General features: G+C 54.7%; 26 protein-coding genes. 17 read left to right on the top strand and 9 right to left on the bottom strand.

The window, feature by feature from the left end:
* Position 1 precedes the first annotated feature (1 nt).
* The 7 genes from AB4K05_RS00635 to AB4K05_RS00605 all read left to right on the top strand — a co-directional run bounded on the left by AB4K05_RS00635 (position 2) and on the right by AB4K05_RS00605 (position 6,410).
* The gene (locus AB4K05_RS00635; protein WP_368478137.1) at positions 2 to 817 is read left to right on the top strand and encodes an HPr family phosphocarrier protein; all 816 of its coding nucleotides are present in this window, start codon (positions 2 to 4) and stop codon (positions 815 to 817) included.
* 176 nt (positions 818 to 993) lie between these two features.
* On the top strand, positions 994 to 2,265 hold the full coding sequence (gene gatZ / locus AB4K05_RS00630) for a tagatose-bisphosphate aldolase subunit GatZ (RefSeq protein WP_368478136.1): 1,272 nt from the start codon (positions 994 to 996) through the stop codon (positions 2,263 to 2,265).
* Positions 2,266 to 2,279: 14 nt separating this feature from the next.
* Positions 2,280 to 2,744 (top strand): PTS galactitol transporter subunit IIA, encoded by a 465-nt coding sequence (gene gatA, locus AB4K05_RS00625; RefSeq protein ID WP_368478135.1) that lies wholly within the window; start codon positions 2,280 to 2,282, stop codon positions 2,742 to 2,744.
* A gap of 29 nt (positions 2,745 to 2,773) precedes the next feature.
* Positions 2,774 to 3,058 carry a PTS galactitol transporter subunit IIB gene (gene gatB / locus AB4K05_RS00620; protein WP_368478134.1) on the top strand — a complete coding sequence of 95 codons (285 nt, stop codon included), beginning with the start codon at positions 2,774 to 2,776 and terminating at the stop codon, positions 3,056 to 3,058.
* Positions 3,059 to 3,062: 4 nt separating this feature from the next.
* Entirely contained in the window at positions 3,063 to 4,436 is a 1,374-nt protein-coding gene (locus tag AB4K05_RS00615) for a galactitol-specific PTS transporter subunit IIC (RefSeq protein WP_368478133.1), read from the top strand.
* 46 nt (positions 4,437 to 4,482) lie between these two features.
* Positions 4,483 to 5,526 carry a galactitol-1-phosphate 5-dehydrogenase gene (gatD, locus tag AB4K05_RS00610; RefSeq protein WP_368478132.1) on the top strand — a complete coding sequence of 348 codons (1,044 nt, stop codon included), beginning with the start codon at positions 4,483 to 4,485 and terminating at the stop codon, positions 5,524 to 5,526.
* 110 nt (positions 5,527 to 5,636) lie between these two features.
* The gene (locus AB4K05_RS00605) at positions 5,637 to 6,410 is read left to right on the top strand and encodes a DeoR/GlpR family DNA-binding transcription regulator (RefSeq protein WP_368478131.1); all 774 of its coding nucleotides are present in this window, start codon (positions 5,637 to 5,639) and stop codon (positions 6,408 to 6,410) included.
* A 182-nt stretch (positions 6,411 to 6,592) separates the two neighbouring features.
* Here AB4K05_RS00605 and rsmI read toward each other — a convergent pair whose 3' ends face one another.
* The gene (rsmI, locus tag AB4K05_RS00600; protein ID WP_368478130.1) at positions 6,593 to 7,456 is read right to left on the bottom strand and encodes a 16S rRNA (cytidine(1402)-2'-O)-methyltransferase; all 864 of its coding nucleotides are present in this window, start codon (positions 7,454 to 7,456) and stop codon (positions 6,593 to 6,595) included.
* A 62-nt stretch (positions 7,457 to 7,518) separates the two neighbouring features.
* Between rsmI and AB4K05_RS00595 the strand changes: the two genes are divergently transcribed.
* From AB4K05_RS00595 to dolP, 4 genes are read left to right on the top strand one after another with little or no spacing between them, the layout of a single operon-like run.
* Positions 7,519 to 9,606: a penicillin-binding protein activator gene (locus AB4K05_RS00595; protein ID WP_368478129.1), complete on the top strand. Its 2,088-nt coding sequence runs from the start codon at positions 7,519 to 7,521 to the stop codon at positions 9,604 to 9,606.
* The gene (locus AB4K05_RS00590; RefSeq protein ID WP_368478128.1) at positions 9,564 to 9,950 is read left to right on the top strand and encodes a YraN family protein; all 387 of its coding nucleotides are present in this window, start codon (positions 9,564 to 9,566) and stop codon (positions 9,948 to 9,950) included. The genes AB4K05_RS00595 and AB4K05_RS00590 overlap by 43 nt, the downstream gene beginning before the upstream one ends.
* Positions 9,951 to 9,969: 19 nt before the next feature.
* On the top strand, positions 9,970 to 10,560 hold the full coding sequence (diaA, locus tag AB4K05_RS00585) for a DnaA initiator-associating protein DiaA (protein ID WP_368478127.1): 591 nt from the start codon (positions 9,970 to 9,972) through the stop codon (positions 10,558 to 10,560).
* 9 nt (positions 10,561 to 10,569) lie between these two features.
* Positions 10,570 to 11,145, top strand: a complete 576-nt coding sequence (gene dolP / locus AB4K05_RS00580) for a division/outer membrane stress-associated lipid-binding lipoprotein (protein WP_368478126.1) — start codon at positions 10,570 to 10,572, stop codon at positions 11,143 to 11,145.
* 18 nt (positions 11,146 to 11,163) lie between these two features.
* On the opposite strand, the gene AB4K05_RS00575 is transcribed toward dolP, so the two are convergent.
* From AB4K05_RS00575 to AB4K05_RS00555, 5 genes are all read right to left on the bottom strand, one after another.
* The gene (locus AB4K05_RS00575) at positions 11,164 to 11,802 is read right to left on the bottom strand and encodes a hypothetical protein (protein WP_368478125.1); all 639 of its coding nucleotides are present in this window, start codon (positions 11,800 to 11,802) and stop codon (positions 11,164 to 11,166) included.
* Between the two features lie 131 nt (positions 11,803 to 11,933).
* Positions 11,934 to 15,077 carry a CusA/CzcA family heavy metal efflux RND transporter gene (locus tag AB4K05_RS00570; protein ID WP_368478124.1) on the bottom strand — a complete coding sequence of 1,048 codons (3,144 nt, stop codon included), beginning with the start codon at positions 15,075 to 15,077 and terminating at the stop codon, positions 11,934 to 11,936.
* Positions 15,078 to 15,087: 10 nt separating this feature from the next.
* On the bottom strand, positions 15,088 to 16,329 hold the full coding sequence (locus AB4K05_RS00565; RefSeq protein ID WP_368478123.1) for an efflux RND transporter periplasmic adaptor subunit: 1,242 nt from the start codon (positions 16,327 to 16,329) through the stop codon (positions 15,088 to 15,090).
* A gap of 5 nt (positions 16,330 to 16,334) precedes the next feature.
* A complete protein-coding gene (locus AB4K05_RS00560) occupies positions 16,335 to 16,679 on the bottom strand; it encodes a copper-binding protein (RefSeq protein ID WP_368478122.1) in 345 nt (114 codons plus the stop codon).
* Positions 16,680 to 16,702: 23 nt separating this feature from the next.
* Entirely contained in the window at positions 16,703 to 18,088 is a 1,386-nt protein-coding gene (locus AB4K05_RS00555; protein WP_368478121.1) for a Cu(I)/Ag(I) efflux RND transporter outer membrane protein, read from the bottom strand.
* Positions 18,089 to 18,488: 400 nt separating this feature from the next.
* Between AB4K05_RS00555 and AB4K05_RS00550 the strand changes: the two genes are divergently transcribed.
* The 3 genes from AB4K05_RS00550 (at position 18,489) to AB4K05_RS00540 (ending at position 21,997) form a co-directional block, all read left to right on the top strand.
* Positions 18,489 to 19,775 carry a sugar ABC transporter substrate-binding protein gene (locus tag AB4K05_RS00550; protein ID WP_368478120.1) on the top strand — a complete coding sequence of 429 codons (1,287 nt, stop codon included), beginning with the start codon at positions 18,489 to 18,491 and terminating at the stop codon, positions 19,773 to 19,775.
* Positions 19,776 to 19,878: 103 nt separating this feature from the next.
* Positions 19,879 to 20,562 (top strand): copper/silver response regulator transcription factor, encoded by a 684-nt coding sequence (locus AB4K05_RS00545; RefSeq protein ID WP_368478119.1) that lies wholly within the window; start codon positions 19,879 to 19,881, stop codon positions 20,560 to 20,562.
* Positions 20,552 to 21,997 carry a Cu(+)/Ag(+) sensor histidine kinase gene (locus AB4K05_RS00540; protein WP_368478118.1) on the top strand — a complete coding sequence of 482 codons (1,446 nt, stop codon included), beginning with the start codon at positions 20,552 to 20,554 and terminating at the stop codon, positions 21,995 to 21,997. The genes AB4K05_RS00545 and AB4K05_RS00540 overlap by 11 nt, the downstream gene beginning before the upstream one ends.
* Here AB4K05_RS00540 and AB4K05_RS00535 read toward each other — a convergent pair.
* A complete protein-coding gene (locus tag AB4K05_RS00535; RefSeq protein WP_368478117.1) occupies positions 21,994 to 22,419 on the bottom strand; it encodes a YhbP family protein in 426 nt (141 codons plus the stop codon). The genes AB4K05_RS00540 and AB4K05_RS00535 overlap by 4 nt on opposite strands.
* Before the next feature lie 54 nt (positions 22,420 to 22,473).
* Here AB4K05_RS00535 and AB4K05_RS00530 point away from each other — a divergent pair, with 54 nt between their 5' ends.
* Complete coding sequence (locus tag AB4K05_RS00530; protein ID WP_368478116.1) at positions 22,474 to 22,758, top strand: GIY-YIG nuclease family protein; 285 nt, start codon at positions 22,474 to 22,476, stop codon at positions 22,756 to 22,758.
* On the opposite strand, the gene AB4K05_RS00525 is transcribed toward AB4K05_RS00530, so the two are convergent.
* Together AB4K05_RS00525 and AB4K05_RS00520 are read right to left on the bottom strand one after the other, a co-directional pair.
* On the bottom strand, positions 22,745 to 23,248 hold the full coding sequence (locus AB4K05_RS00525) for a GNAT family N-acetyltransferase (RefSeq protein ID WP_368478115.1): 504 nt from the start codon (positions 23,246 to 23,248) through the stop codon (positions 22,745 to 22,747). The genes AB4K05_RS00530 and AB4K05_RS00525 overlap by 14 nt on opposite strands.
* Positions 23,242 to 23,766 (bottom strand): SCP2 domain-containing protein, encoded by a 525-nt coding sequence (locus AB4K05_RS00520; protein ID WP_368478114.1) that lies wholly within the window; start codon positions 23,764 to 23,766, stop codon positions 23,242 to 23,244. Before AB4K05_RS00520 ends, AB4K05_RS00525 begins: the two co-directional genes overlap by 7 nt.
* A gap of 219 nt (positions 23,767 to 23,985) precedes the next feature.
* Here AB4K05_RS00520 and AB4K05_RS00515 point away from each other — a divergent pair, with 219 nt between their 5' ends.
* Together AB4K05_RS00515 and AB4K05_RS00510 are read left to right on the top strand one after the other, a co-directional pair.
* A complete protein-coding gene (locus tag AB4K05_RS00515; protein ID WP_368478113.1) occupies positions 23,986 to 24,981 on the top strand; it encodes a peptidase U32 family protein in 996 nt (331 codons plus the stop codon).
* 8 nt (positions 24,982 to 24,989) lie between these two features.
* Positions 24,990 to 25,868, top strand: coding sequence for a U32 family peptidase (locus AB4K05_RS00510; protein ID WP_368478112.1), 879 nt, complete (start codon positions 24,990 to 24,992; stop codon positions 25,866 to 25,868).
* The last annotated feature ends 8 nt before the right edge of the window (positions 25,869 to 25,876 follow it).

The raw sequence follows: 25,876 nt of genomic DNA, 5'->3' as shown, positions 1-25,876 counted from the left end.
TATGCAATTGACTTTTGCCGATATCCATTTCGACCATCAGATCAAAACGAAAGATGAGGCGCTCAACCGTATTGTCGGTACGCTCACCGACGCAGGGCATACCCAGCCGGCCTACTTACAAGGGATGCGCGACCGCGAAGGTCAAATCAGCACCTACCTTGGGAACGGCATTGCCATCCCTCACGGCACGCCGCAAAGCCGCGATGCGGTCCTGAAAACCGGGGTGAAAGTGCTGGCCTGCCCGCAGGGTGTTGATTGGGGCGAAGACCAAACCGCGTACCTGATTGTCGGAATTGCTGCCCAAGATAATGAGCATCTCGATATTTTGCGCCAGCTCACTCATGCGCTGGGCGATGATCGCGTACCCGAGGCGTTGTCCCGCGCCGAAAACGCGCAGTCAGTGCTGGATATTCTGGCCGGTAAGATCATCCCTGCCGAGGGCGATATCATCGAGCCACCACCGGTGTTTGATGAAGATGCGACGTTTACACTGCGCAACCCACACGGCCTGCACGCGCGCCCCAGCGCAGTGCTGGTGAAAGCGGTAAAGCAGTGGCAGTCGCAAATTCGGGTGGAAAATCTCGATACCCATTCCGCGATCGTCGATGCCAAGAATCTCATGCGCGTCGTTTCACTGGGAGCGAAACAGGGGCATCGACTGCACTTTATGGCCAGCGGTGACGATGCTCATCAGGCGCTATCAGCGATTGGGATGGCTTTCGACGCAGGGTTAGGTGAAATAGCCGCCCAGCCGCAACAGGTAGCCCAGCCAACAGAAAAAAATCGCCGCAGCTGGCTATCAAGATTATTTAATTAATTTTCAATAAGTTAAAAACGCTCAGTCATTAATGGCTGGGCGTTTTTTACCTGTCTACCCCCTCCATTTTTTCCGATATAGCTAGATTTTCCGATAACGATCACAAAACAAAACAAAGGTGTTTGCGATACAAACAAAACATAACGAATATATTCGAAAGAAAACGGAGGATTAAAATGAAAGATATAATTTCCAGACATAAAGCCGGTGAGCACATTGGTATCTGTTCCGTGTGTTCCGCACACCCCCTCGTGATTGAAGCTGCATTACGTTTTGATCTACACAGTGATCAAAAGGTCCTGATTGAAGCCACTTCAAACCAAGTCAATCAATTTGGCGGTTACACCGGCATGAAACCGGCTGACTTCCGTGATTTCGTCTACAACATTGCCCAAGAGGTTGGCTTCCCTCGTGAAAGGCTCATTCTCGGCGGCGATCATCTAGGACCAAACTGCTGGCAGGATGAAACCGCTGCAGAGGCAATGGAAAAATCGATCGCTCTGATCAAAGCCTATGTCGCTGCTGGGTTTAGCAAAATTCACCTCGATGCCTCAATGTCCTGTGCAGACGATCCCACTCCGCTTCCTCCAGAAGTGGTTGCCGAACGCGCCGCCGTGCTTTGCCAAGCCGCAGAGGAAGTCGCCACAGATGCGCAAAAACGCGAACTGACCTACGTTATCGGTACGGAAGTTCCGGTTCCAGGCGGTGAGGCCAGCACCATCGGCACCGTTCACGTCACTCGTGAAGAAGACGCCGCGCGGACACTAGAAACGCATCAGGTCGCCTTCCGGGCATTAAGTCTTGAAGCGGCGCTGGATCGCGTCATCGCCATCGTGGTTCAGCCAGGCGTTGAATTCGACCACACCCAGATTATTCACTATCAACCAAACGCGGCCGAGGCGCTTTCTGCTTGGGTCAGAAAAACGCCGATGGTCTATGAAGCACATTCAACCGATTACCAGACTCGTCAGGCCTATCGTTCACTGGTCCGCGACCACTATGCCATTTTGAAAGTTGGCCCAGCACTCACCTTCGCCCTGCGTGAAGCCATTTTCGCGCTGGCACAAATGGAGACACAGTTGGTATCTCCTGAGCAGCGTAGTCACGTGTTGGAAGTGATTAATGAAGTCATGCTCAACGAACCGGGATACTGGAAAAAGTACTATCGCCCAACCTGGAGTCAGGCGATGGTCGACATCCACTTTAGCCTTTCCGACCGTATCCGCTATTACTGGCCACACCCGCGCATTCGCCAAAGCGTAGAGAAGCTGATTACCAACCTTGATGGCGTATCGCTGCCATTGGGACTGATTAGTCAGTATCTGCCGATGCAGTTCGAACGCCTGTCCGCTGGCACGCTGGCCGCGACGCCGCATAACCTCATCATCGACAAGATTCAGGATGTTCTCCGCGCATACCGTTTCGGTTGCGTGGCAGAAGCTGCCTGATATATGGAGCCCCTATGAGCCAACTATTTGTCCGTACCGGAATTGAATTCAACACGTGCCAGCAGGCGCTGGCACACATTAGTGAGGAGATGCTGGCAAAGGGGGTAGTGCATGACAGCTATCCGCAGGCGCTGCTAGAACGAGAAACGGTATTTCCAACCGGAATTGCGCTAGAGCGCCATGCGGTTGCCATTCCGCATTGTGAGGCAACACACGCCAAATCACCTGCGATTTACCTAATTCGCCCAAACAAACCGGTGAATTTTCAGCAAGCAGACGATGATGCGGAAATCGGCGTCTCGTTGATTATCGCCCTGATTGTGGAAAACCCGGCGGCACAGCTGAAACTGCTGCGCCGTCTGTTTAGTGAGCTACAAAACCCGAATGTCCTCGACGCCTTGCTGAGCGCCCCCGATGCTGAGCTCGCAGCGCGTTTTCGGGAAACTATCCTCGAGCCAGAGCAGTGCATACAGGCTTGATAATAAACTGATAATAAAAGGAATACCCTATGAAACGTAAAGTGATTGTTGCCTGCGGCGGTGCCGTAGCAACCTCAACCATGGCCGCAGAAGAGATTAAGGAACTGTGTGAAGCGCACGGTATTTCTCTCGACTTGGTGCAGTGCCGGGTGACCGAAATTGAAACCTATATGGATGGTGCCGATCTTATCTGCACCACCGCTCGCGTTGACCGTACTTTTGGTGATATTCCCGTGGTTCACGGTATGCCGTTTGTTTCTGGGGTAGGCATCGAAGGACTGCAACAAAAAATCCTGACCATCCTCGTGGGGTAACGTCATGTTTAGCGAAATAATGCGTTATATCCTAGACTTAGGCCCAACGGTTATGTTGCCGCTGGTCATCATCATCTTCTCTAAATTGCTGGGGATGAAACTCGGGGATTGCTTTAAATCAGGTCTGCATATTGGGATTGGTTTCGTCGGTATCGGGCTGGTCATTGGCCTGATGCTCGACTCCATTGGGCCAGCAGCAAAAGCGATGGCGGAGCATTTCGAAATTAACCTGCACGTAATAGACGTGGGCTGGCCGGGATCATCCCCGATGACTTGGGCTTCTCAGATTGCGCTGGTCGCCATACCTGTCGCTATAGGCGTCAATATCCTGATGCTGGTGACCCGTATGACCCGCGTCGTGAACGTCGATATCTGGAATATCTGGCACATGACCTTTACCGGCGCCATGCTACATCTGGCAACCGGTTCGTACTGGCTGGGGATTCTGGGCGTGGTGGTTCACGCCGCCTTCGTCTATAAACTGGGTGACTGGTTTGCCAAAGATACTCGCGACTTTTTTGGCCTTGATGGTATTGCTATTCCACACGGTTCTTCCGCGTGGCTTGGCCCAATTGCCGTTCTCGTGGACACGATTATCGAGAAAATTCCCGGACTAAATCGTATCCATTTTAGCGCAGACGACGTGCAAAAACGCTTCGGCCCGTTCGGAGAACCCGTCACCGTCGGTTTTGTGATGGGTCTGGTGATTGGCATGTTGGCAGGTTATGACCTGAAAGCCGTGCTACAGCTGGCCGTTAAAACTGCCGCCGTGATGTTGCTGATGCCTCGCGTCATTAAACCAATAATGGATGGCTTAACGCCAATTGCTAAACATGCCCGCAAACGCCTACAGGCTAAGTTTGGCGGTCAAGAGTTCCTTATCGGTCTCGATCCTGCTCTGTTGTTAGGCCATACCTCCGTGGTATCCGCAAGCCTGATTTTTATCCCGCTGACCATCCTCATTGCGGTCCTGGTGCCTGGTAACCAAGTACTGCCATTCGGCGACCTTGCCACCATCGGCTTCTTTGTTGCGATGGCGGTGGCAGTACACCAAGGTAACCTGTTCCGCACGCTGATTTCCGGCGTAATTATCATGGGGATCACGCTGTGGATTGCCACTCAAACCATTGGACTACATACCCAGTTAGCGGCAAACGCCGGTGCGTTGAAGGCGGGTAGTCAGGTCGCGTCACTCGATCAGGGCGGTTCGCCTATCACCTGGCTACTGATTCAACTCTTTACTTGGCAGAACCTCGTCGGCTTCTTCGTTATTGCCGTCATCTATCTACTTGGGGTCATGTTGACCTGGCGCCGGGCACGCAGTTTCGAAGCGGCTGAAAAAGCCACCGCCGTGCAGCAGAGCCCAGACATGTCTTAATATCCGGGGAGCGTCCGCTCCCCTTTTTTAGCTTATGGAGACCGTTATGAAATCAGTGGTGATTCACGCTGAGGGAGACGTACGCGTTGAAGAACGTCCAATACCAACCCTGAAAAATGACGATGATGTGCTGGTCAAGGTCATCTGTTCCGGACTTTGCGGTTCAGATATCCCGCGTATTTTTGCCAAAGGCGCACACTATTACCCGATTACCCTAGGACATGAATTCAGCGGCTATGTTGAATCCTATGGCCCCGCCGTTACCGACATACAGCCAGGGGATGCCGTGGCCTGCGTGCCGCTGTTACCGTGCTTTGACTGCCCGCAATGCGCACGCGGCTACTTCTCATTATGTAAGCAGTACCAGTTTGTCGGCTCACGCAGCGAAGGCGGTAACGCCGAATATATCATCGTCAGGCGCGCCAACCTCTTTCGCTTGCCGGACGGCATGCCCATTGATGATGGCGCGTTTATTGAACCAATTACCGTTGGGCTGCATGCCTTCCATCTGGCGCAGGGATGTGAAGGAAAAAACGTGGTCATTATCGGTGCCGGGACAATTGGCCTGTTGGCCCTCCAGTGCGCCCGCGAGCTAGGTGCTAAAAGCATCACCGCGATTGATATCAATCCGCAAAAGCTGGAGCTGGCGAAATCACTTGGTGCAACGCACATCTTCAATAGCCGGGAAATGAATGGCAAAGCTATTCAATCGGCGCTGGAAGCAAATCAGTTCGACCAATTAGTATTGGAGACCGCCGGGACACCGCAAACCGTAGCCCTCGCTATCGAAGTGGCTGGCCCTCGCGCGCAACTGGCGTTAGTCGGGACGCTGCACCACGATCTCACCCTGTTATCCAATACTTTCGGGCTGATTCTACGAAAAGAATTGACGATTATTGGCAGCTGGATGAACTACTCCGCACCATGGCCGGGTGAAGAGTGGAACATCGCCGCTCGGCTTCTGACAGAGAAACGGATTCAGCTCGCGCCGCTCATCGCACATGTTGGCGATACAGAAAGTTTTGCCCACCATGTTAAGGCACTCAATGGCGCACCAATGCAGGGAAAAATCCTGCTCAAGATGGCGTAATACCGGGAGCCAGCAATCTGAGCTGGCTCACATTACCTTTCGAAAATTATCATATAACTTTCATTAGCCTTCGTTTAAACTAACTTCAGTTAATTATCAGGCAAATCAAGATGAATTCATTTGAACGAAGGAACAAAATCGTCGATATGGTGAATACGCAGGGTAGCGTCCTGGTATTAGACCTTTCGAGTCTCTTTGGCATTTCTGAAGTTACCATCCGCGCCGACCTGCGCCTGCTCGAAGAAAAAGGACTGCTCACCCGTTTTCACGGGGGTGCTGCCCGTCTTGGCAGCAATCTCGCCGAAACCGATAATCAAGAAGTGATGCTGGAAGATCGCTACCAGCTCGCCAGCGATCCTAAGAAGCGAATCGCCAAGGCCGCTACCGCATTAATTAAGGAAGGCATGACGGTGATCCTCGATAGTGGCAGCACGACGCTGCTCATTGCGGAAGAGCTGGTCAATATGAACAATATCACCGTCATCACCAACAGCCTGCCTGCGGCATTCACGCTGTCGGAAAACAAAGATATTACGCTGGTCGTGTGCGGCGGGACCGTACGCCACAAAACGCACTCTATGCATGGAACGATTGCCGAGCGTGCATTACAGGGAATTTGTGCCGATCTCATGTTTGTAGGTGCCGACGGCATCGATGCGACGAACGGCATCACCACGTTTAACGAAGGTTATTCGATTAGCGGCGTCATGGCCGCGGCGGCGCATAAAGTTATTGCCGTTCTGGATGCGACAAAATTTAATCGCCGCGGGTTTAACCAGGTTCTGCCGATGGATAAGATCGACTGCGTCGTCACCGATAGCGATATCAGTAAGCAGGATGCTGCCGCGCTGACTGATACTGGAGTTGAACTGCAGATCGTTTAAACGGTTGATCAAAAACGATCACTGATACAGTGAAAGCCCTTAAAGCCGCCGAGAAACTCGTAGATGCTATTTCCTTCCTCGGCGACAGCTCTGCGGGGAATTTCCGAGTCTCTACACATTGGGTCATTCCCACGTTTTATTCACCGAACGCGGGAAGATCCTTTGTGATTAAAGGCCTTTCCTCATTCCCCCTGCTGCTCCAGCGCATACTTATACAGCGCGTTCTTCTTCACGCCGTGAATTTCCGCCGCCAGCGCCGCGGCTTTCTTCAGCGGCAGTTCAGCCTGTAGCAGCGCCAGGGTGCGCAACGCGTCGGCGGGCAGTTCGTCATCTTGCGCTTTATGCCCTTCAACGATCAGCACCATCTCGCCTTTACGACGGTTTTCGTCCTCTTTCACCCATGCCAGCAGTTCGCCAACCGGCGCGCCATGGATGGTTTCCCAGGTTTTGGTTAGCTCGCGCGCCAGTACCACATAGCGGGATTCACCCCACACTGCGACCATATCTTCTAAACTATCGAGCAGACGGTGGGTGGATTCATAGAAAATCAGCGTGCGCGGTTCGGCTTCAATCGCCTTCATCGCATCGCGACGGCCTTTGGACTTGGCCGGTAAGAAACCTTCATAGCAGAAACGGTCAGACGGCAGGCCAGCGGCGCTCAGCGCGGCAATGGCGGCACAGGGGCCTGGCAGCGGTACCACGCGAATGCCCGCTTCGCGGCAGGTGCGCACCAGATGGTAGCCAGGGTCATTAATCAGCGGCGTTCCGGCATCGGAAACCAGCGCGATGTTCTGCCCCTCTTTGAGTTTCGCCACCAGCATTTGGGCTTTTTGTTGCTCATTGTGATCGTGTAAGGCAAACATACGGGCGTTAATCGCGAAGTGTTGCAGCAATAAACCGGTATGACGTGTGTCCTCAGCCGCAATTAAATCAACAGCTTGCAATACTTCGAGCGCTCGTTGGGTAATATCAGCCAAATTTCCGATAGGAGTAGGTACAATAAAGAGCTGGCCTTGAGAATTATCCGCCGATTCGTGTTGTTTCATTGTTTAGTCCGTATTGCCGATTTAATATTGAGCATTGCGTAAAAAATATCACTGGATACAGTATGGTACCCTCAACATTTTCTCGTATGAAAGCCGCGCGCTGTCTGCCTGTAATCCTGGCTGCACTGATTTTCGCAGGCTGTGTTACCCAGGCTCCCGATCAGAGTGCCGTCCAACTTCAGGGCGCGACGCAGGCTGACTCCGGCTTTTATCTGCAACAGATGCAGCAAAGCTCGAATGATAGCAAGACCAACTGGCAATTACTCGCCATTCGTGCACTGCTGAAGGAAGGCAAGAGCCAACAGGCGCTGGAATTGTACAACCAGCTGCCGAAGGAACTGAATGCCGCCCAACGCCAAGAGCAGTCGCTGCTGGCAGTAGAAGTGAAGCTGGCGCAGAAAGATTTTGCCGGCGCGCAGGCCTTGCTGCAAAAGCTGAAAGCCGATGATTTCGACAGCGCGCTGCAGGCTCGTTTCTGGCAAGACACCATCACCGCTGAGCAAGGTAAACCGTCGCTTGCATTGCTGCGGGCGTTGATTGCTCAGGCGCCGCTGCTGACCGCACAGCCGGATAAACAGCAAAATAGCGATGCTACCTGGCAGGCGCTCTCTTCGATGACTCGCGAGCAGGCCAACGCTTTGGTGATTAATGCCGATGAGAACGTGCTGCAAGGCTGGCTGGATCTGCAACGCATGTGGTTCGATAACCGCAACGATCCCGACATGATGAAAGCCGGTATCAAAGACTGGCAGACCCGCTACCCGCAAAACCCGGGGGCGAAAGTGTTGCCGTCGCAGTTGGCGAACGTGCAGAGCTTTAAACCGGCATCGGTCAATAAAATCGCCCTGCTGCTGCCGTTAAGCGGCCAGGCGTCGGTTTTTGGTCGTACCATTCAAAAAGGTTTTGAAGCGGCGAAGAACGGCATCACGCCGGTCAGTGGTAGCGCCGTGCCGGATCAGGTTGCCCAGGCGGCCTCCACGGACGTCGTAAGCCCTTCACAGGCTGAAGTCACCGATTTGACCACCCCGCAAACTCAGGCTCAAGCCCCGGCTACAGCCGCTGCAGCACCGGTTCAGGCGGTCGAGTCAGCGCAGCCTGAGACATCATCAGCACCAACCGACGCAGCTCCAGCGCCAGCTTCACAGCCGCAGGCCACAGCAAACGTGCCGGCCAATCCATCGGCGGAGCTGAAAATTTATGACACTAGCACTCAGCCGCTGAACCAGATTCTAGCGCAGGCGCAGAAAGATGGCGTCAGCTTGGTTGTTGGTCCGCTGCTGAAAAATAACGTCGATGAGCTGCTGAAAAGCAACACGTCGTTGAACGTGCTGGCGCTGAACCAGCCGGAAGCGGTGAGCAATCATGCCAACATCTGCTACTTCGCGCTCTCTCCAGAGGATGAAGCCCGCGATGCCGCACGTCATATCCACGAGCAGGGCAAACAATCGCCGCTGCTGCTGGTGCCACGCAATGCCCTTGGCGATCGCGTCACTCAGGCCTTTGCCGATGAATGGCAGAAGCTGGGCGGCGGCACGGTATTGCAGCAGAAATTTGGTTCGCTCTCTGAGCTGCGCGGCGGCGTCAACGGCGGTTCCGGTATTGCGCTGTCAGGCACTCCAGTTATTTCCGCGCAGTCCCAGCCAAAAGGCGTGACCATTGGCGGCCTGACGATCCCACCGGCGCCAACCGATGCGCAGATCACCGGCAGCGGCAAAGTCGATGCAGCCTATATTCTGGCGACGCCGGAAGAAATAGCGTTCATTAAGCCGATGATTGCCATGCGTAACGGCAGCCAGAGCGGTTCCCTGCTGTATGCCAGCTCGCGCAGCGCTCAAGGCACCGCCGGTCCGGACTTCCGTCTGGAGATGGAAGGTCTGCAATACAGCGAGATCCCAATGCTCGCCGGCAGCAACCCTGCCCTAATGCAGCAGGCGCTCAGCGCAGTCAACAATGACTATTCGCTGGCGCGTCTGTACGCAATGGGCGTGGATGCTTGGGCGCTGGCAAACCATTTTGCTCAGATGCGCGGCATGCCGGGCTTTGAGTTGAACGGCAATACCGGCGATCTCAGCGCCAACCCGGACTGCGTGATTAACAGGAAGTTATCATGGCTCAAATACCAACACGGACAGGTCGTCCCCGCCAGTTAACCACTAAACAGGTCGGCGACGCGGTGGAGCTCCGCGCGCGTCGCTGGCTGGAAAATCAGGGACTGCAGTACATCGCCGCCAACGTGCATGAGCGCAGCGGCGAGATTGATTTGATAATGCGCGACCGCGCGGTAACGGTGTTTGTCGAAGTCCGTTTTCGCGCATCAGCGGCATACGGCGGCGCAGCCGCCAGTGTGACCCGGAGCAAACAACACAAATTATTACAGACTGCCCGCTTGTGGCTTGCCCGGCACAATGGGAGTTTTGATACTGTGGATTGCCGTTTCGATGTGATAGCCTTCACCGGCCATGAGATCGAATGGATCCAGAACGCTTTTAGCTAACCGAATGTAAAGGGATATCGTGCTCGAAAGAATTAAAGTGTGCTTCACTGAAAGCATTCAAACCCAAATCGCCGCGGCGGAAGCGCTTCCGGACGCCATCTCCCGAGCTGCGATGACCCTGGTACAGTCGCTGCTTAACGGCAACAAAATTCTCTGTTGTGGTAACGGTTCGTCCGCGGCCAACGCACAGCATTTTGCTGCCTGCATGATTAACCGCTATGAAACCGAGCGCCCTGGTTTACCGGCGATTGCACTTAATAGTGATAATGTGGTCTTAACCGCGATAGCGAACGATCGTCTGCACGATGAGATTTACGCCAAGCAGGTTCGCGCACTGGGTCATGCCGGTGATGTGCTGCTGGCTATCTCAACCCGTGGCAACAGTCGCGATATCGTTAAAGCGGTCGAAGCCGCAGTAACCCGTGATATGACCATCGTCGCCCTTACCGGCTATGACGGCGGTGAACTGGCGGGCCTGCTCGGGCAACAGGATGTCGAAATTCGCATTCCTTCGCACCGCAGCGCGCGTATCCAGGAGATGCACATGCTCACGGTGAACTGCCTAAGCGATCTCATTGATAACACCCTTTTCCCACACCAGGACGACTAAGGAGAATAAATGAAGGCAATTTCGACCCTCGCAGTCCTTATTTCCGCATTGCTGCTTCAAGGATGTATTGCAGCCGCCGTTGTCGGCACGGCCGCAGTGGGCACCAAAGCCGCTACCGACCCTCGTACGGTGGGAACGCAGGTGGATGACAGCACGCTGGAATTACGCGTGAACAGCGCCCTGTCGAAAGATGAACAGATTAAGAAAGAAGCGCGTATTAACGTGACCGCGTATCAGGGCAAAGTGCTACTGACCGGTCAGGCTCCGGATCTGAGCCTCGCGGCACGGGCGAAGCAGATAGCCGTCGGCGTTGATGGCGCCACAGAAGTATTCAACGAAGTGCGTCAGGGCCAGCCAATCAGCCTCGGCACGTCATCCTCCGATACGTGGATTACCACCAAGGTTCGCTCTCAGCTGTTGACGACCGACCAAGTGAAATCCTCGAACGTGAAGGCCACCACAGAGAACGGCGAAGTGTTCTTGATGGGTCTGGTGACCGATCGTGAAGGTAAAGCCGCAGCCGACATCGCCAGCCGCGTCAGCGGCGTGAAGCGTGTGACGACCGCCTTTACCTACATTCAGTAATCATCCTGCCCGGCAGATTCACTGCCGGGCCATTTCTCTTAGCTGACTCGACGACAGTATCGTCACCGGAGCCGTTCCGGGATGCTTCGCCATTTTTAGCATCGCTTTCGCAACTTCTTCCGCCTGAATCGACTTCCAGTTCCCCGGCAGCAAGCTAAACAGCGGCGCCAGCAAACGCTCATTGAGCCTCGGTAGGCGGCGAGCCCCCAGCAGCATCGAAGGGCGCGCGAGTGTGAGTTTCACCCAACCCTGCGCAATCAGCGCCGCTTCCGTCTGGCCTTTCACCCGGTTATAAAAAAAGGGCGACTGGGTATTTGCGCCCATCGCGCTGACCACCAGCATCTGCTGTGCACCAAGCCGTAGGCCCGTTAATCCGCTTTCCACCACCAGATCGTAGTCAACGTAAGTAAACGCTGACTTAGACCCCGCCTCGCTTTGCGTGGTGCCGAGACAACAGAACACGGTATCAATAGGCGTATCGACCTGCGCCAGCGCATCTCGTAGGTTGGGGTTATGCGGATTGATAACGCCGGAGGCATATTCCAGTGGATAGCGGGTTGGCGCGGTGATGGATTCGATCTGCGACTCGCGACGCAGCATATTGAGTAAGTGCCCACCAACAAGACCGGTGGCACCGGTAATCAGTACGTGGTGCATAGGGAGACTCCATGTGTGCCCGTGCTGATTGTATATTGTAGGCCTGATAAGCGCAGCGCCATCAGGCGGTACAGTGCAGTTGCCGGATAGCGGCGTAAACACCTTATCCGGCCTACAATCTGCAACGGGATTTATCCAATACGTTTATGGCGGTACAACCCTATTAATTTATAAGCCGCCGGTATAATAAACAACGATAGCAGCGGCGCGGTGATCATGCCGCCAATCATCGGCGCGGCGATCCGGCTCATCACTTCTGAACCCGCACCGGTTCCCCATAGTATGGGCAACAGACCGGCAATAATCACGGCCACCGTCATCGCTTTTGGCCGCACGCGCAGTACCGCACCGTGATACAGCGCCTCATCTAGCCGCGCCTCGGTGAAAGTCTCCGGATTTTGCAGCGACCGATCGGCCTCAACGGCGTGGCGTAAATACATCAACATCACCACCCCAAACTCCGCCGCAACGCCTGCCAGTGCAATAAACCCGGTGCCCGTCGCCACCGACATATGGAATCCCTGCCAGTAGAGGAACCAAATGCCGCCCACCAGCGCGAACGGCAGGCTCATCAATATCAACAGCGCTTCTTCCACCCGACGGAAAGCCAGATAAAGCAGGATGAAGATAATCATTACCGTCATCGGCACCATCAGCTTGAGCTTTTTGTTAGCGTGCTCCAGCAGTTCAAACTGGCCGGAAAACGCCACGCTGGTGCCCGGTTTGAGCGTCACGCTGCGGCTGATTGCCGTTTGCAGGTCATGTACCACAGAGACCATATCGCGGTCGCGAGCATCGATATAAATCCAGCTCGCCGGACGGGCATTTTCGGTTTTCAGCATCGTCGGGCCGGAAACCACGTTCACCCGGGCCACATCGCCAAGCGTAATTTGCTGCTTTCCTGGCGTCAGGATAGGCAACTGACGCAGCGCCGTCGGGCCGTCGCGGAAGCCTTGTGGATAGCGAATATTAATAGGATACCGCGCCACGCCTTCAACGGTTTCCCCCACCGTTGCGCCACCAATAGCCGATGACACAAAGAGCTGTACATCGCCCACGGTCATCCCGTAGCGCGCGGCTTTTTCACGGTCAATGTCCACGTCAATATAGCGCCCGCCCTCCAGCCGCTCTGCTAGCGCAGAAACGACGCCGGGTACGGTTTTTGCCACCGTTTCAATACGCTGTGCCGCGTCATCGATATCCGCCAAAGAGGTGCCCGATACCTTAATGCCTATCGGGCTTTTAATCCCGGTGGACAGCATATCAATACGGTTACGTATTGGCGGCACCCACAGATTCGCCAGCCCCGGCAGACGCACGGTAGCATCCAGCTCGTCGATGATTTTGTCGATGGTCATCCCTGGCCGCCATTGATCCTGCGGCTTCAGTTGGATGGTGGTTTCAATCATCTCTAAAGGCGCAGAGTCGGTTGCCGTTTCCGCCTTGCCCGACTTACCAAATACCGAGGCCACTTCCGGCACCGTTTTAATCAGCTTATCGGTCTGCTGCAGCAGCACCGCCGCTTGGCCCGGGGAAATCCCCGGCAGCGTCGATGGCATATACAGCAGGTCGCCTTCGTTGATTTTCGGCAAAAATTCGCCGCCCACTTTGCTAAGCGGCCACAGCACGGTCAGCATCGACAGCAGCGCCACCAGCAGCGTCAGTTTCGGCCAACGCAGGACTTTCAGCAAAAGCGGGTGATAAAGCGCAATCAGGAAGCGGTTAAGCGGGTTACTCGACTCCGCTGGGATCTTTCCCTTGATCCAAAAACCCATCAGGATCGGGATCACCACGATCGCCAGCACCGCCGCACCTGCCATCGCGTAGGTTTTGGTAAAGGCCAGTGGGCCAAACAGCCGCCCTTCTTGACCTTCAAGGGTGAAGATCGGGATAAACGACAAGGTGATGATAAGCAAGCTGATAAACAGCGCCGGCCCAACTTCCACGGCAGCATCGGTAATTTCTCTCCAACGGGTGGCGTTATCCATTTTCTCGTTAGGATGCGCCTCCTGCCAGTGCTCCAACCGCTTGTGGGCGTTCTCAATCATCACGACGGCCGCATCCACCATTGCCCCCACCGCAATCGCTATCCCGCCCAGCGACATGATGTTGGCGTTCAGGCCTTGGAAATGCATGACGATAAAGGCAATGCACAGCCCCAGCGGCAGCGAGACAATCGCCACCAGCGCCGAACGCAGGTGCCAGAGGAACAGCGCACAGACCACGGCGACCACGATAAACTCTTCAATGAGCTTTGATCGCAGGTTGTCGATGGCCCTATCGATAAGCTGGCTGCGGTCGTAGGTGGTCACCACTTCAACCCCCGGAGGCAGGCTTTTTTGCAATGACGCCAGCTTCTCTTTGACTGCCGTAATCACCTCACGCGCATTCTTGCCGGATCGCAGCAGCACCACGCCGCCTGCCACTTCGCCTTCGCCGTTATATTCAGCGATACCGCGACGCATCTCGGGGCCAATCTGCACCCGCGCCACGTCTTTCAGATACACCGGTACGCCGTTTTCTCCGGCCTTCAGAACGATATGGTTAAAATCAGCAAGGCTTTTGAGATAGCCCGTCGCACGGACCATGTATTCCGCTTCAGCAATTTCCACCGAAGAGCCGCCCGCCTCTTGGTTGGAGGAGGTCAACGCCTGCTTCACCTCGCCTAAGCTAATGCCGTATTGAGCGAGCTTCATCGGGTCAACCTGCACCTGATATTGCTTCACCACGCCGCCAACCGAGGCCACTTCCGCCACGTTGGGAATGGTTTTTAGTTCGTATTTCAGGAACCAATCCTGCAATGAACGCAGCTCGGCAAGGTCATGTTTACCGCTTTTATCCACCAGCGCATATTCAAAAATCCAGCCCACGCCGGTGGCATCCGGGCCAATCTCCGAGCTCACACCCTGCGGCAGCTTGCCTTGCACCTGGTTTAAATACTCCAGCACCCGCGAACGCGCCCAGTAAAGATCGGTGCCGTCTTCAAAAATAACGTACACGTAGGAGTCGCCAAACTGCGAGAAGCCGCGTACCGTTTTGGCCCCCGGAACCGACAGCATGGTAGTGGTCAGCGGATAGGTCACCTGATTTTCAACAATCTGCGGTGCCTGCCCCGGATAGCTGGTTTTGACGATCACCTGCACATCAGAGAGGTCCGGGAGTGCATCGACCGGGGTATTGACGATAGTCCAGCCGCCCCAGAGGCTCAGAAACAGCACGCCCATCATCACTAAGAAGCGGTTAGCGACCGAGCGCCGGATAATCCATTCAATCATCACCGTCTCCTTAATGCCCGGCATGCTGGTCAGCGGTATGGCGCATTCTGTCCAACGCGCCGCTGATATTGGCTTCAGAATCAATCAGGAACAGGCCATTGACGACAATCGACTCACCCGCCGACAGCCCATCAGCAACGCCCGTCAGCTCCCGGGACTCACGCAGCACCTTAATTTTCTTCGGCACAAACTCGCCGTTGCTGCTTACCGTAATCACCCGCTGCTCATCGCCCGTATCAATCACCGCCTGCGACGGGATCAACAACATTTCGTCACTCTGCGCAGTTAACTTCAGGTATGCGTTCATCCCCGGCTTCAGTAGCTCATCAGGATTATTGACCTGCAGGCGCACCTGTAGCGTACGAGTCACAGGGTCGACGCTCGGCAAAATTGTCGCTTTCTGAATAGGGAAGGTTTTGTCGGGATAGGCCGGAATGACCACCGTGAACCGGGAGGTGTCTTTAAGTAGCGAAGCAATCGACTCCGGCACCGCGGCGGTGACCCACACCGGGTCCATGCCCTGAATTTGCGCCACCACGCTATCTTTGCCGATGTTCATTCCGCTTTTCAGGCTAAATGCGGTAAGCACACCGTCAATGGGCGCTGTCAGCGTAAACTGCGTTTGCACGCGACGCGTGGCGCGCATCCTTTGGATATCCGCTTCCGGCATGCCTGCCAGCCGCAGACGCTCCAGCACACCGTCCAGTTGGGTTGCGGTTCCGCCGGAGTTTGCCAGCAGCAGGTATTCGCTTTGCGCCTCAACCCATGAGGGGATCGTCGCCGCCACCAGCGGCATACCTTTGCGGACTTTGTCACCGACCGTCAGCGGGTAGACTTTGTCGATAAACCCTTCTGCGCGCGCCTGAACAATCACGAACTGGTATTCGTTATAGCTGACGTTAGCCGGAAGGGTCTGCGCGTAGTCGAGCCGTCCCCGGCTCACCTTTGCCGTGCGCAGCCCCAGATTGTGAACCTGAGTCGGGTCAATGCGCACGCCGCTAGACTGCGTATCGCCGCCTTCGTCAGCGTATTTCGCCACCAGATCCATATCCATAAAGGGCGATTTGCCCGGCTTTTCAAAACGGACATCAGGCTTCATTGGATCGTACCAGTAGAGTACCTTGCGCTCCGCAGGAGCTGATTGAGCCGGGGCGCTGGGTGCGACGAAGTGGCTAACGGCAGCCGTAGACAGGCCGCCAATCATCAAGCCGCCGACGATCGCCGCCGTATATTTTAATTTGGCCGTCGTCATGATGATTACAGCGCCTTAATGTCCTGGAGAAGAGAGATATTGCCCTGCTGCACAAAACTAAAATTAACCTTCTCGCCCTCTTTGAGTTGTTTAATGGCCTCGGTTGGCGTATCAAACGTAAAGCGCATGGTCATCGCCGGCCAGTCAATAGCCGGAATAGCCTCGTGAGCAATGGTGATTTTCTTCGCGTCCCAGTCAATAATCTTCACCACCCCGGTGCCCTGAATAACTTCCGCTTTCGTACTCATATTCATCATCTGTCCATGACCGTCATGCTGCATTTCTGCCGCCTGCACGTTCATCGCCAGCATCATAAAAACACCGCCAATCAGAGTAGTTAATTTACGCATATCTTGAGACTCCTGAATTAAAGTTAGGCTTTCCAGCCGCCGCCAAGCGCGCTGAATAAATTGATTTCGTTAACCTGCTGGGAATAAATTAAATCGAGAATTGTCTGCCGAGTGGAAAATAAGGAACGCTCTGCATCCAGCACTTCGATATAACTCACTGCCCCGCTGGCATACAGCGCCCGAGCGCGTTGCAGAGTAATTTGTAATGACGCCAAATAACGCCGCTGAGCCACTAGCTGGCCCTCAATGCTGCCGCGAAGCGAGAGTGTGTCGGCTACCGTTTTAAACGCCGCCTGAATTTTTTGTTCGTAGTTCACCACCGCCTGACGCTGCTTAACGCTCGCCAGCGCGAGGTTGGCTTCGTTACGTCCGGCATTAAAAATAGGCAGGTCAATCTTCGGCACAAAATTCCACATGCCGCTGGCGGCATTAAACAAGCTGGAGAGCGTCGAGCTGCTGGTCGAGACGCCGCTGGTGAGGGTAATAGACGGGAAGAACGCCGCGCGCGCCACGCCGATATTGGCATTCGCCGCGCGTAGCTGATGCTCGGCTTCCATAATATCCGGGCGCTGTAGCAGGATCGTGGACGGCAGATTAGCCGGTAGCGGCAGCGGCTTTACGGACGCAGCCGACGGCTCGTTGGCATTAAACGGCGTGTCGTAGGTGCCCAAGAGCTGCTGCAGCGCGTGGCTGGCCTGTGCCAACTCACCTTCCCGCTGGGCAATATCGGCCCGCGTGCTTTCGATAACGCCACGCGCCTGCTCCAGCGCCAGCACGTTGGTGCTGCCGGTGACCAGCTGCTGTTCTACAAAGGCGTAAGACTGCTGGTAGTTTTGCAGCGTCTCTTTGGCAATTAGCAGTTGCTGCGTCAGGCGGCGCTGGTTGAACCAGGCCTGAGACACATTGGTCACGACGACGATTTGCGCCGCGCGCTGAGCGGCTTGGCTTGCAAAGAAGCTCTGCCGATCGGCCTCGCTCATATTTTTCAGCTTGCCGAAAAAGTCGAGCTCATAGCTGAGGTTCAGGCCGACGTCGTAGCTTTTAACGGTGGCTTTTTGGCCCGGAAGATCCCCTTCAAAGCTGGCGCCGGAGGAACCATTAAGCTGCGGGTAGCGTCCGGCATCGGTCACGTTGTATTGCGCGCGAGCGGCTTCAACATTCAGCACTGCCATCCGCAAATCGCGGTTGTTGCGCAGCGCAACGTCAATCAGTCGCTTGGCCTGCGGGTCGATGAAAAAGGTTTGCCAGCCGGTCTGTTGCCAGCCGCTGCCGGTAGGAACCAGCGCACCCTGCGAGAGCGAAAACTGTTCCGGCACCACCTTTTCCGGTGGCTGATAGTCTGGTGCGAGTGAAGTGCACCCGGCCAGAATAAACGCCATGGTCAGCGTTAAGTGTTTTAGATTAAACATGTCACGTCCTGTTCCGCCGAATCAAAAAGGGCTGGCGATAGACATAGATTACGGGAGTGACTCTGTTTGCTCGGTGACAGGATAATGACAAAGTTGTCATTTAAGCCGCAGGCAGCCTCGACCAATGTGTGATCGTGCGGGCAAAAAATCGACGAAATAAAAACATTCTTATTATTACATGAATAAAAAGCCATTTATTTTGTTTTAAATATTCGCCGCCGTCACACTTTACGGCAACAATATTAATCCGCTCACACAACCACACAATATTCTCGATATAGCAAGGTCAAAACATTGTTTCACCATTGACCGACTCCTATCATCACTCTTGTTTATTTGCTCACCGATCTTTACCTCTGTTCAGGGATAGAAAGTTTCTTCTGCAAACCGGAGTCAATATATGAAATTCAAAAATAAAGCGCTAAGCCTGGCCTTGCTATTTGCCTGTTCACATAATGCATTCAGTGAAGAACTCGATGTCTGGATCCGCGCCAGCAATGATTCAAAAGTGATTTATCAAAAGCTCGCCGACCGGTTCCAGCAAGAGACCGGGATATCGATAAAATACTTTAATGCCGTCACCGATTTTGATCAGCGTCTGGCACGGGCGGCAACCGGCGGCGCCCTGCCCGACGTGGTGTTTAACGACGCTATTATTGTCGGTCAGATGGTGCAGTTGGGCATCGTAGACGAAATTAAACCCAGCGAGCTAAAAGGCAGCGATGATGTTTATGAAGCCGCTTGGAAATCCACCCAGCAGCCAGATGGCAAATATTACGGCGTACCAACGTCTGCACATACCTACGCGCTGTTTATCCGTCAGGACTGGCTCAACAAACTGAATCTGAAAGCGCCAACCAACTGGGATGAACTGAAAAAGGTGGCACAGGCGTTTACCCACGATGACCCAGACGGCAACGGCAAAAAAGATACCTACGGCTTTACTATGCCACTGGCAACCACACGCGGCTATGCCAGTTCATTTTCTTCATCCTATCTTTGGCAGGCGGGCGGTAATTATTTAGTCGCAACCCAGCCGGGTAAATTTAAGGGCGCGCTGGACAGCAAGGAGGCCGCCGCCGCCATGACATTTATGCGCAGTATGGTGTGTGAAGGGCTGGCGCAACCGGGGGCGATTAACCACACCACCGCCGATGCCAACACCTCTTTCCGCTCAGGACAAACCGGGATGTACTCTTCCGGCCCGTACCATATCGCCCTATTCGATAAAGATCCGGGTAAACAAACTTATACCGTTGTGCCACCACCGGCAGGCCCGGGCGGCGCTATCTCGATGGCGGAAGGCACCACCGCATTTTTGATGAAAACCAGTCAGCGTAAAGCGGCGGCGAAGAAATTCCTCGAGTTTCTCATCTCACCGGAGGGACAGAAGATCGGCATGGCGATTGATAGCACCTCAATGCCTATCGTGCGTCTGCCAGTGAACAAAACGCTCAACGTGAAGGATTACCACAACGATCCGCGCTGGGAAGTGTTTGCTGAAACCTATGCCAAAGAGGGGCGCTATATGCCGCAGATCCCAAACTGGATCCCGGTGCGTCAGATCACCGCCGATGGCTTTAACAAAATTTACGCCAGCTGCGATGGCGATATTACAACCCTGCTCAAAGAGACGAATGCCAAGGTGAACGAGGAGTTGAAGCGGCAAAACGCTTGGGCTGAATAAGCGTCAACGTTGAGCCTGCACCAACGGCAGGCTCTTAGCCCGTCTTGCTATCGCCCCGCGCTCCATTAGAATGGCCCCATCACACAGCAGCGATGGAGGGCGCGTGAAAATTCTGGTTGTCGAAGATGAGGTCAAAACAGGTGAATACCTGAGCAAGGGGCTGACGGAAGCCGGCTTTGTGGTGGACAACACCGACAATGGGCTCAACGGCTATCACCTAGCGATGACCGCAGATTACGACCTTATCGTGCTCGATATTATGCTGCCGGACGTTAACGGCTGGGATATTGTCCGCATGCTGCGCGCCGCCAATAAAGGGATGCCGATCCTGCTGCTTACCGCGCTTGGCACCATTGAACACCGGGTGAAGGGGCTGGAGCTGGGCGCTGATGATTACCTTGTGAAGCCGTTTGCCTTTGCCGAGTTGCTGGCCCGCGTGAGAACCCTGCTGCGCCGGGGGGCCGCCGTGATTGTCGAAAGCCAGTTTCAGGTCGCCGATCTCACCCTCGATCTGGTTTCCCGCAAGGTGACGCGCGGCGACACTCGCATCACCTTGACCAGCAAAGAGTTCACGCTGCTGGAATTTTTCCTGCGTCATCAAGGAGAAGTACTGCCGCGTTCGCTTATCGCCTCTCAGGTGTGGGATATGAATTTCGATAGCGATACCAACGCTATCGACGTTGCCATCAAGCGTTTGCGTGCCAAAATCGATAACGAATTTACGCCGAAGCTGATTCAGACCGTACGCGGTGTCGGCTATGTGCTCGAGGTACGCGATGAGGGTTAATCTGCGTCGGCGCCCGTTTTCACTAGCAACCCGTCTGACCTTTTTCATCAGCCTCGCCACCATCATTGCCTTTGCCGCCTTTACCGGCATGATGCTGCATTCGGTTGAGAAACACTTCGCAGAGCAAGATGTCAACGACCTCAAGCAGGTCAACGCCACGCTCAGCGCCCTGCTTACCGCGCCGAATACGCCGGAAGAGGAGAAGATAACCAATATCGGTAATGCTTTGGCAAGCTATCGCAATATTGCGGTGCTGCTGCGTACCCGCGAAAATCCTCAGTTGTACCGTTCACCTAACGGACCGGATCTGTCGCCGATATTTACGTCCTCTCAGTTTGCCCAAGAGCTGAAAACCCAGCAAATGTTCCGCTGGGAAAGTAGCAGTATGCCAGCAATGCCAAGCCATCAAGGTAGCGCCAAGCCGACGACGACCTACCGGGTGATTGCCTCAACCTTCCATGATAACCAACGCACCTATACGCTGCTGACCGCGCTGTCGATAGATTTTCATCTGCATTATCTCGATGAGTTGAAACGAAATTTGATGATGATCGCCGCCGCCATCAGCCTGCTGATTATCGGGATCGTGCTGATCGCGGTACGCAAAGGGCATCAGCCGCTGCGCGATGTCAGCATGGAGATCAAAAACATCACCTCGGATAATCTCGATGTGCGGCTGGAGCCGGAGCGAGTGCCCATTGAGCTGGAACAACTGGTGATATCGTTCAACCAGATGATCGGGCGGATCGAGGACGTTTTCCGCCGCCAAGCCAACTTCTCCGCCGATATCGCCCACGAGATCCGTACGCCCATCACTAACTTGGTCACGCAAACCGAAATCGCCTTAAGCCAGCCGCGCACGGTCAAGGAGTTGGAGGACGTACTCTACTCGAGCCTTGAAGAATACAACCGCATGGCGAAGATGGTGAGCGATATGTTATTTCTGGCACAGGCCGATGAGAATCTGCTGATCCCTGAACGCGTGACGCTGGATTTGCAGACTGAAACCATGAAAGTATTCGAATTCTTTGAAGCCTGGGCTGAGGAGCGCGAAGTACAGCTGCGCTTTGTCGGACAGCCGTCGCTGGTTGAAGGCGATCCGCTAATGATCCGGCGCGTTATCAATAATTTGCTTTCGAATGCCATCCGCTACACGCCGCGCGGCATGTCGGTGACCGTGCTGGTCAGCGAGCGCGATGACGCCGTTATCTATAGCGTGGAGAATCCGGGTGCGCCGATCCCGACCGAACACCTGCCGCGTTTGTTCGATCGTTTTTATCGGGTCGATCCTTCACGACAGCGTAAAGGAGAGAACAGCGGTATTGGGCTGGCGATTGTGAAGTCTATCGTGCGCGCACACGGCGGGAAGATTGGCGTGACGTCAGATACCGTCGCCACGCGCTTTACTGTGACGCTGCCGAAGCTCAGCGGTTAGTCACGCAGCCAGTGCAGCTTCTTGCCAAAACCTAGGGTATTGTCGGTGAACTTCAGTTCGTCCAAGCGCAGCTCCCAAACCGGAGCGGAGAGGGTCCGGGCGACCTGAAAACGGCGAACGTACTGCGCCCGTTTCTCGGCGGCTTCGTCACCTTCCAGTAGACGTATTTCACCTTTGAACTGCACGCCACGGATGAGCGCCACCGTTTTAGGCTGGCCATTCACGGTGCCGGCGACCGGCGCTTGCCTGCCGGTCATCTGCCCATGCCGGGTGGTTTCTTCGCTAAGCAGATAGAAGGCAACGCGCTGTGGGTCATAGATGTAGAACGCATTAGCGCACCACAGCTCGCCCTCATGCGCCACGCACCAGCTCACTACGTGTTGTTTGGACAGCCAGCGGCTTATGACTGCGAGCGTTTCCATCTGTTATCTCCGTTATGCTATGGTGCGTCCATCTCTATAGACAGGTTGGCACACGTGCGTTGGTTTCTTTATCTCGTCCGAACCGAGGACAACAAATTGTACACCGGTATCACCACCGATGTTGAACGGCGATTCCACCAGCATCAAAGCGGTAAAGGGGCGAAAGCGCTGCGCGGCAAAGGTGAGTTGACGCTGGCATTTTACGGTGAAGTGGGCGAGCACTCGCAGGCGTTGCGCCTTGAGTACCGCATAAAGCAGCTGACGAAGCGCCAAAAAGAGCGCCTCGTCGCAGGTGACGGTTCATTTGAAACGTTACTAAACGGCCTTAAAACTGGTTGAATGGGGTAGAATACTCAACCAGACCATGCACGCCTTGTAGCGCATCCTCTGCCAGAGGATGGACCATGAACGCCTCTTCGCTACCCGGCCAACGGCAGCGCAAATCGTACTGCGCAGCACGCTCAAAACCGAAGCGGCCATACAGCGCAGGCTCGCCGAGCGTCACGACTGCCGCATAGCCAAACTCGTTAAGCGAATCTAGACCTTCGTAGATCATCTGCCGCGCCAGCCCCTGACCACGGTACTCTTCATCAACCGCGATTGGTGCCAGACCAACCCATTGCAGCTCTTCACCTTCAACGCTGACCGGACTAAAAGCGACGTAGCCCACGACATGACCTTCGTCATCTGTTGCGACTAAGCCCAGTGTAATCAGGCCGTCTTCACGCAGCTCACGAACCAGATTGGCTTCGCCATCACCGTTGAAAGCGCGACGCAGCAGGGCGTCGATTCCCGGGGCATCAATTCCAATTTCTACTCGAATCAGCATGGCTCACCTACCGATGTATGTTTAGTTTCTGATGGTGATTTTAGGCCAGCTTCGACAAAATCAGCCAGCTGCATCAGCATCACGCGCAGCGCTTTTGGCATCTGCTCAAGCTCAATGGCATCCATCAGGTTTTTGACATAGAGACCCAGTTCCGTATCGCCTTCAATCACCAGCCGGCGCTGGAAAAAGAGCGTATCTGGGTCCTGTTTGCGCGCAGCGATCATCAGTAAGTCGCTGGCATCCGCACTGAAGCTCACATCCGCCTGGGCAGTGTCGCTAACAATTAAGCGGTCGTTCTGTACCGAGGTGAACCATTTGAGGCCAATATCGCGCACCTCAATACTTAACCAGCGGCCGTCGAGAAAATCCAGTTCACCATCATTGAGCGCCTGGCTGAACTGCCAGCTTAACACCTGCTGCAGAACCTGGCGTTTAAGGGCGAACGGCGTAAATTTCACCGGGACGCTCATCAAAGTTGGCGCTACATGGACCAGACGTGAACGCAGTTTATCCAACACAAGCTTTACTCCCTGAATGCAATAGTTCCGTTATTTTGCCATATCAGATAAACGACATAGCGGCGTAAATCAACAATTATGTCGTGAGGCAGAGGGATTATTGGGGTCACCAATACGCTTTTGTCTGCCTCAAATCAAAAATGATTAGCGATAGGTTAACTAAAATCCCTATTCATTAACAATAATGCGCCCCTGCTGGGCCGCTACTCAGGATGAATTATGGAGTTGCTCTGCCCTGCCGGAAATCTCCCGGCGCTTAAAGCGGCTATCGAAAACGGCGCCGATGCAGTGTATATCGGGCTTAAGGATGATACCAACGCCCGTCATTTTGCCGGTCTTAACTTCACCGAGAAGAAACTGCAGGAAGCGGTAAACTTCGTCCACCAGCATAACCGCAAATTGCATATCGCCATCAATACCTTTGCACATCCCGATGGTTACGTGCGCTGGCAACGGGCGGTCGATATGGCGGCGCAGCTGGGCGCGGATGCGCTGATCTTAGCCGACCTCGCGATGCTCGAGTATGCCGCAGAACGTTATCCGCATATTGAGCGCCATGTCTCCGTTCAGGCATCGGCGACCAATGAAGAAGCGATTAATTTCTATCACCGCAACTTTGACGTCGCCCGCGTGGTTCTGCCGCGCGTGCTATCCATTCATCAGGTCAAACAGCTAGCCCGCGTAACGCCGGTGCCGCTGGAAGTGTTCGCTTTTGGCAGCCTGTGCATTATGGCTGAAGGCCGCTGCTATCTTTCCTCTTACCTGACCGGTGAGTCACCCAATACCGTGGGCGCCTGTTCACCTGCGCGTTACGTGCGCTGGCAGCAGACGCCGCAGGGGCTGGAGTCACGTCTGAACGAAGTGCTGATTGACCGTTATCAAGATGGTGAAAATGCCGGTTACCCGACGCTGTGCAAAGGCCGTTATCTGGTCGATGGCGAGCGCTATCACGCGCTGGAGGAGCCAACCAGTCTCAATACGCTGGAGCTGCTGCCGGAGCTGCTTGCTGCCAATATCGCATCAGTGAAAATTGAAGGTCGTCAGCGTAGCCCGGCGTATGTGAGCCAGGTGGCGAAAGTCTGGCGTCAGGCGATTGACCGCTGCAAGGCCGATCCACAAAACTTCGTCCCGCAGTCCTCATGGATGGAAGCGCTTGGCTCTATGTCCGAAGGCACTCAGACCACCCTCGGTGCGTATCACCGTAAATGGCAGTAGGAATAGCAATGAAATATTCATTAGGGCCAGTGCTTTATTACTGGTCAAAAGAGACGCTGGAAGATTTCTACCAGCAGGCCGCCACCAGCAGCGCCGATACCATTTATCTCGGCGAAGCGGTGTGCAGTAAGCGTCGCGCCACCAAAGTCGGCGACTGGCTGGACATGGCCAAATCGCTCGCTGGCAGCGGCAAGCAGGTTGTGCTTTCAACCTTAGCGCTGGTGCAGGCTTCGTCCGAACTGGGCGAGCTGAAACGCTATGTCGAAAACGGTGATTTTTTGGTGGAAGCCAGCGATCTGGGCGTCGTCAATCTGTGCGCCGATCGCAAGCTGCCGTTTGTGGCCGGCCATGCGCTGAACTGCTACAACGCGGTTACCCTGCGCTTGCTGCAAAAACAAGGCATGGTGCGTTGGTGTATGCCGGTTGAGCTGTCGCGCGACTGGCTGGTGAATCTGCTTAACCAGTGTGAAAAGCTGGGCATTCGCGATAAATTTGAAGTGGAAGTACTCAGCTACGGCCACCTGCCGCTGGCTTATTCCGCCCGCTGTTTTACCGCTCGTTCGGAAGATAAACCGAAAGATGAATGCGAGACCTGCTGCATTAAGTACCCAACCGGGCGCAGTATGCTGTCGCAGGAAAATCAGCAGGTCTTCGTGCTTAACGGTATTCAGACCATGAGCGGCTATGTGTATAACTTGGGCAATGAGCTGACTTCTATGCACGGGCTGGTCGATATGGTTCGCCTGTCTCCGATGGGCAATGAGACCTTCGCTATGCTCGATGCCTTCCGCGCCAATGAGAGCGGCAATGCTCCGTTGCAGTTGACCGCCAACAGCGACTGTAACGGTTACTGGAAGCGTCTGGCAGGGCTGGAGCTGCAGGCGTAACACGCTTC

This window comes from Kluyvera sp. STS39-E, assembly GCF_040932435.1.
Taxonomy (GTDB): Bacteria; Pseudomonadota; Gammaproteobacteria; order Enterobacterales; family Enterobacteriaceae; genus Kluyvera.
This window is presented reverse-complemented; position numbering and strand designations above follow the sequence as displayed.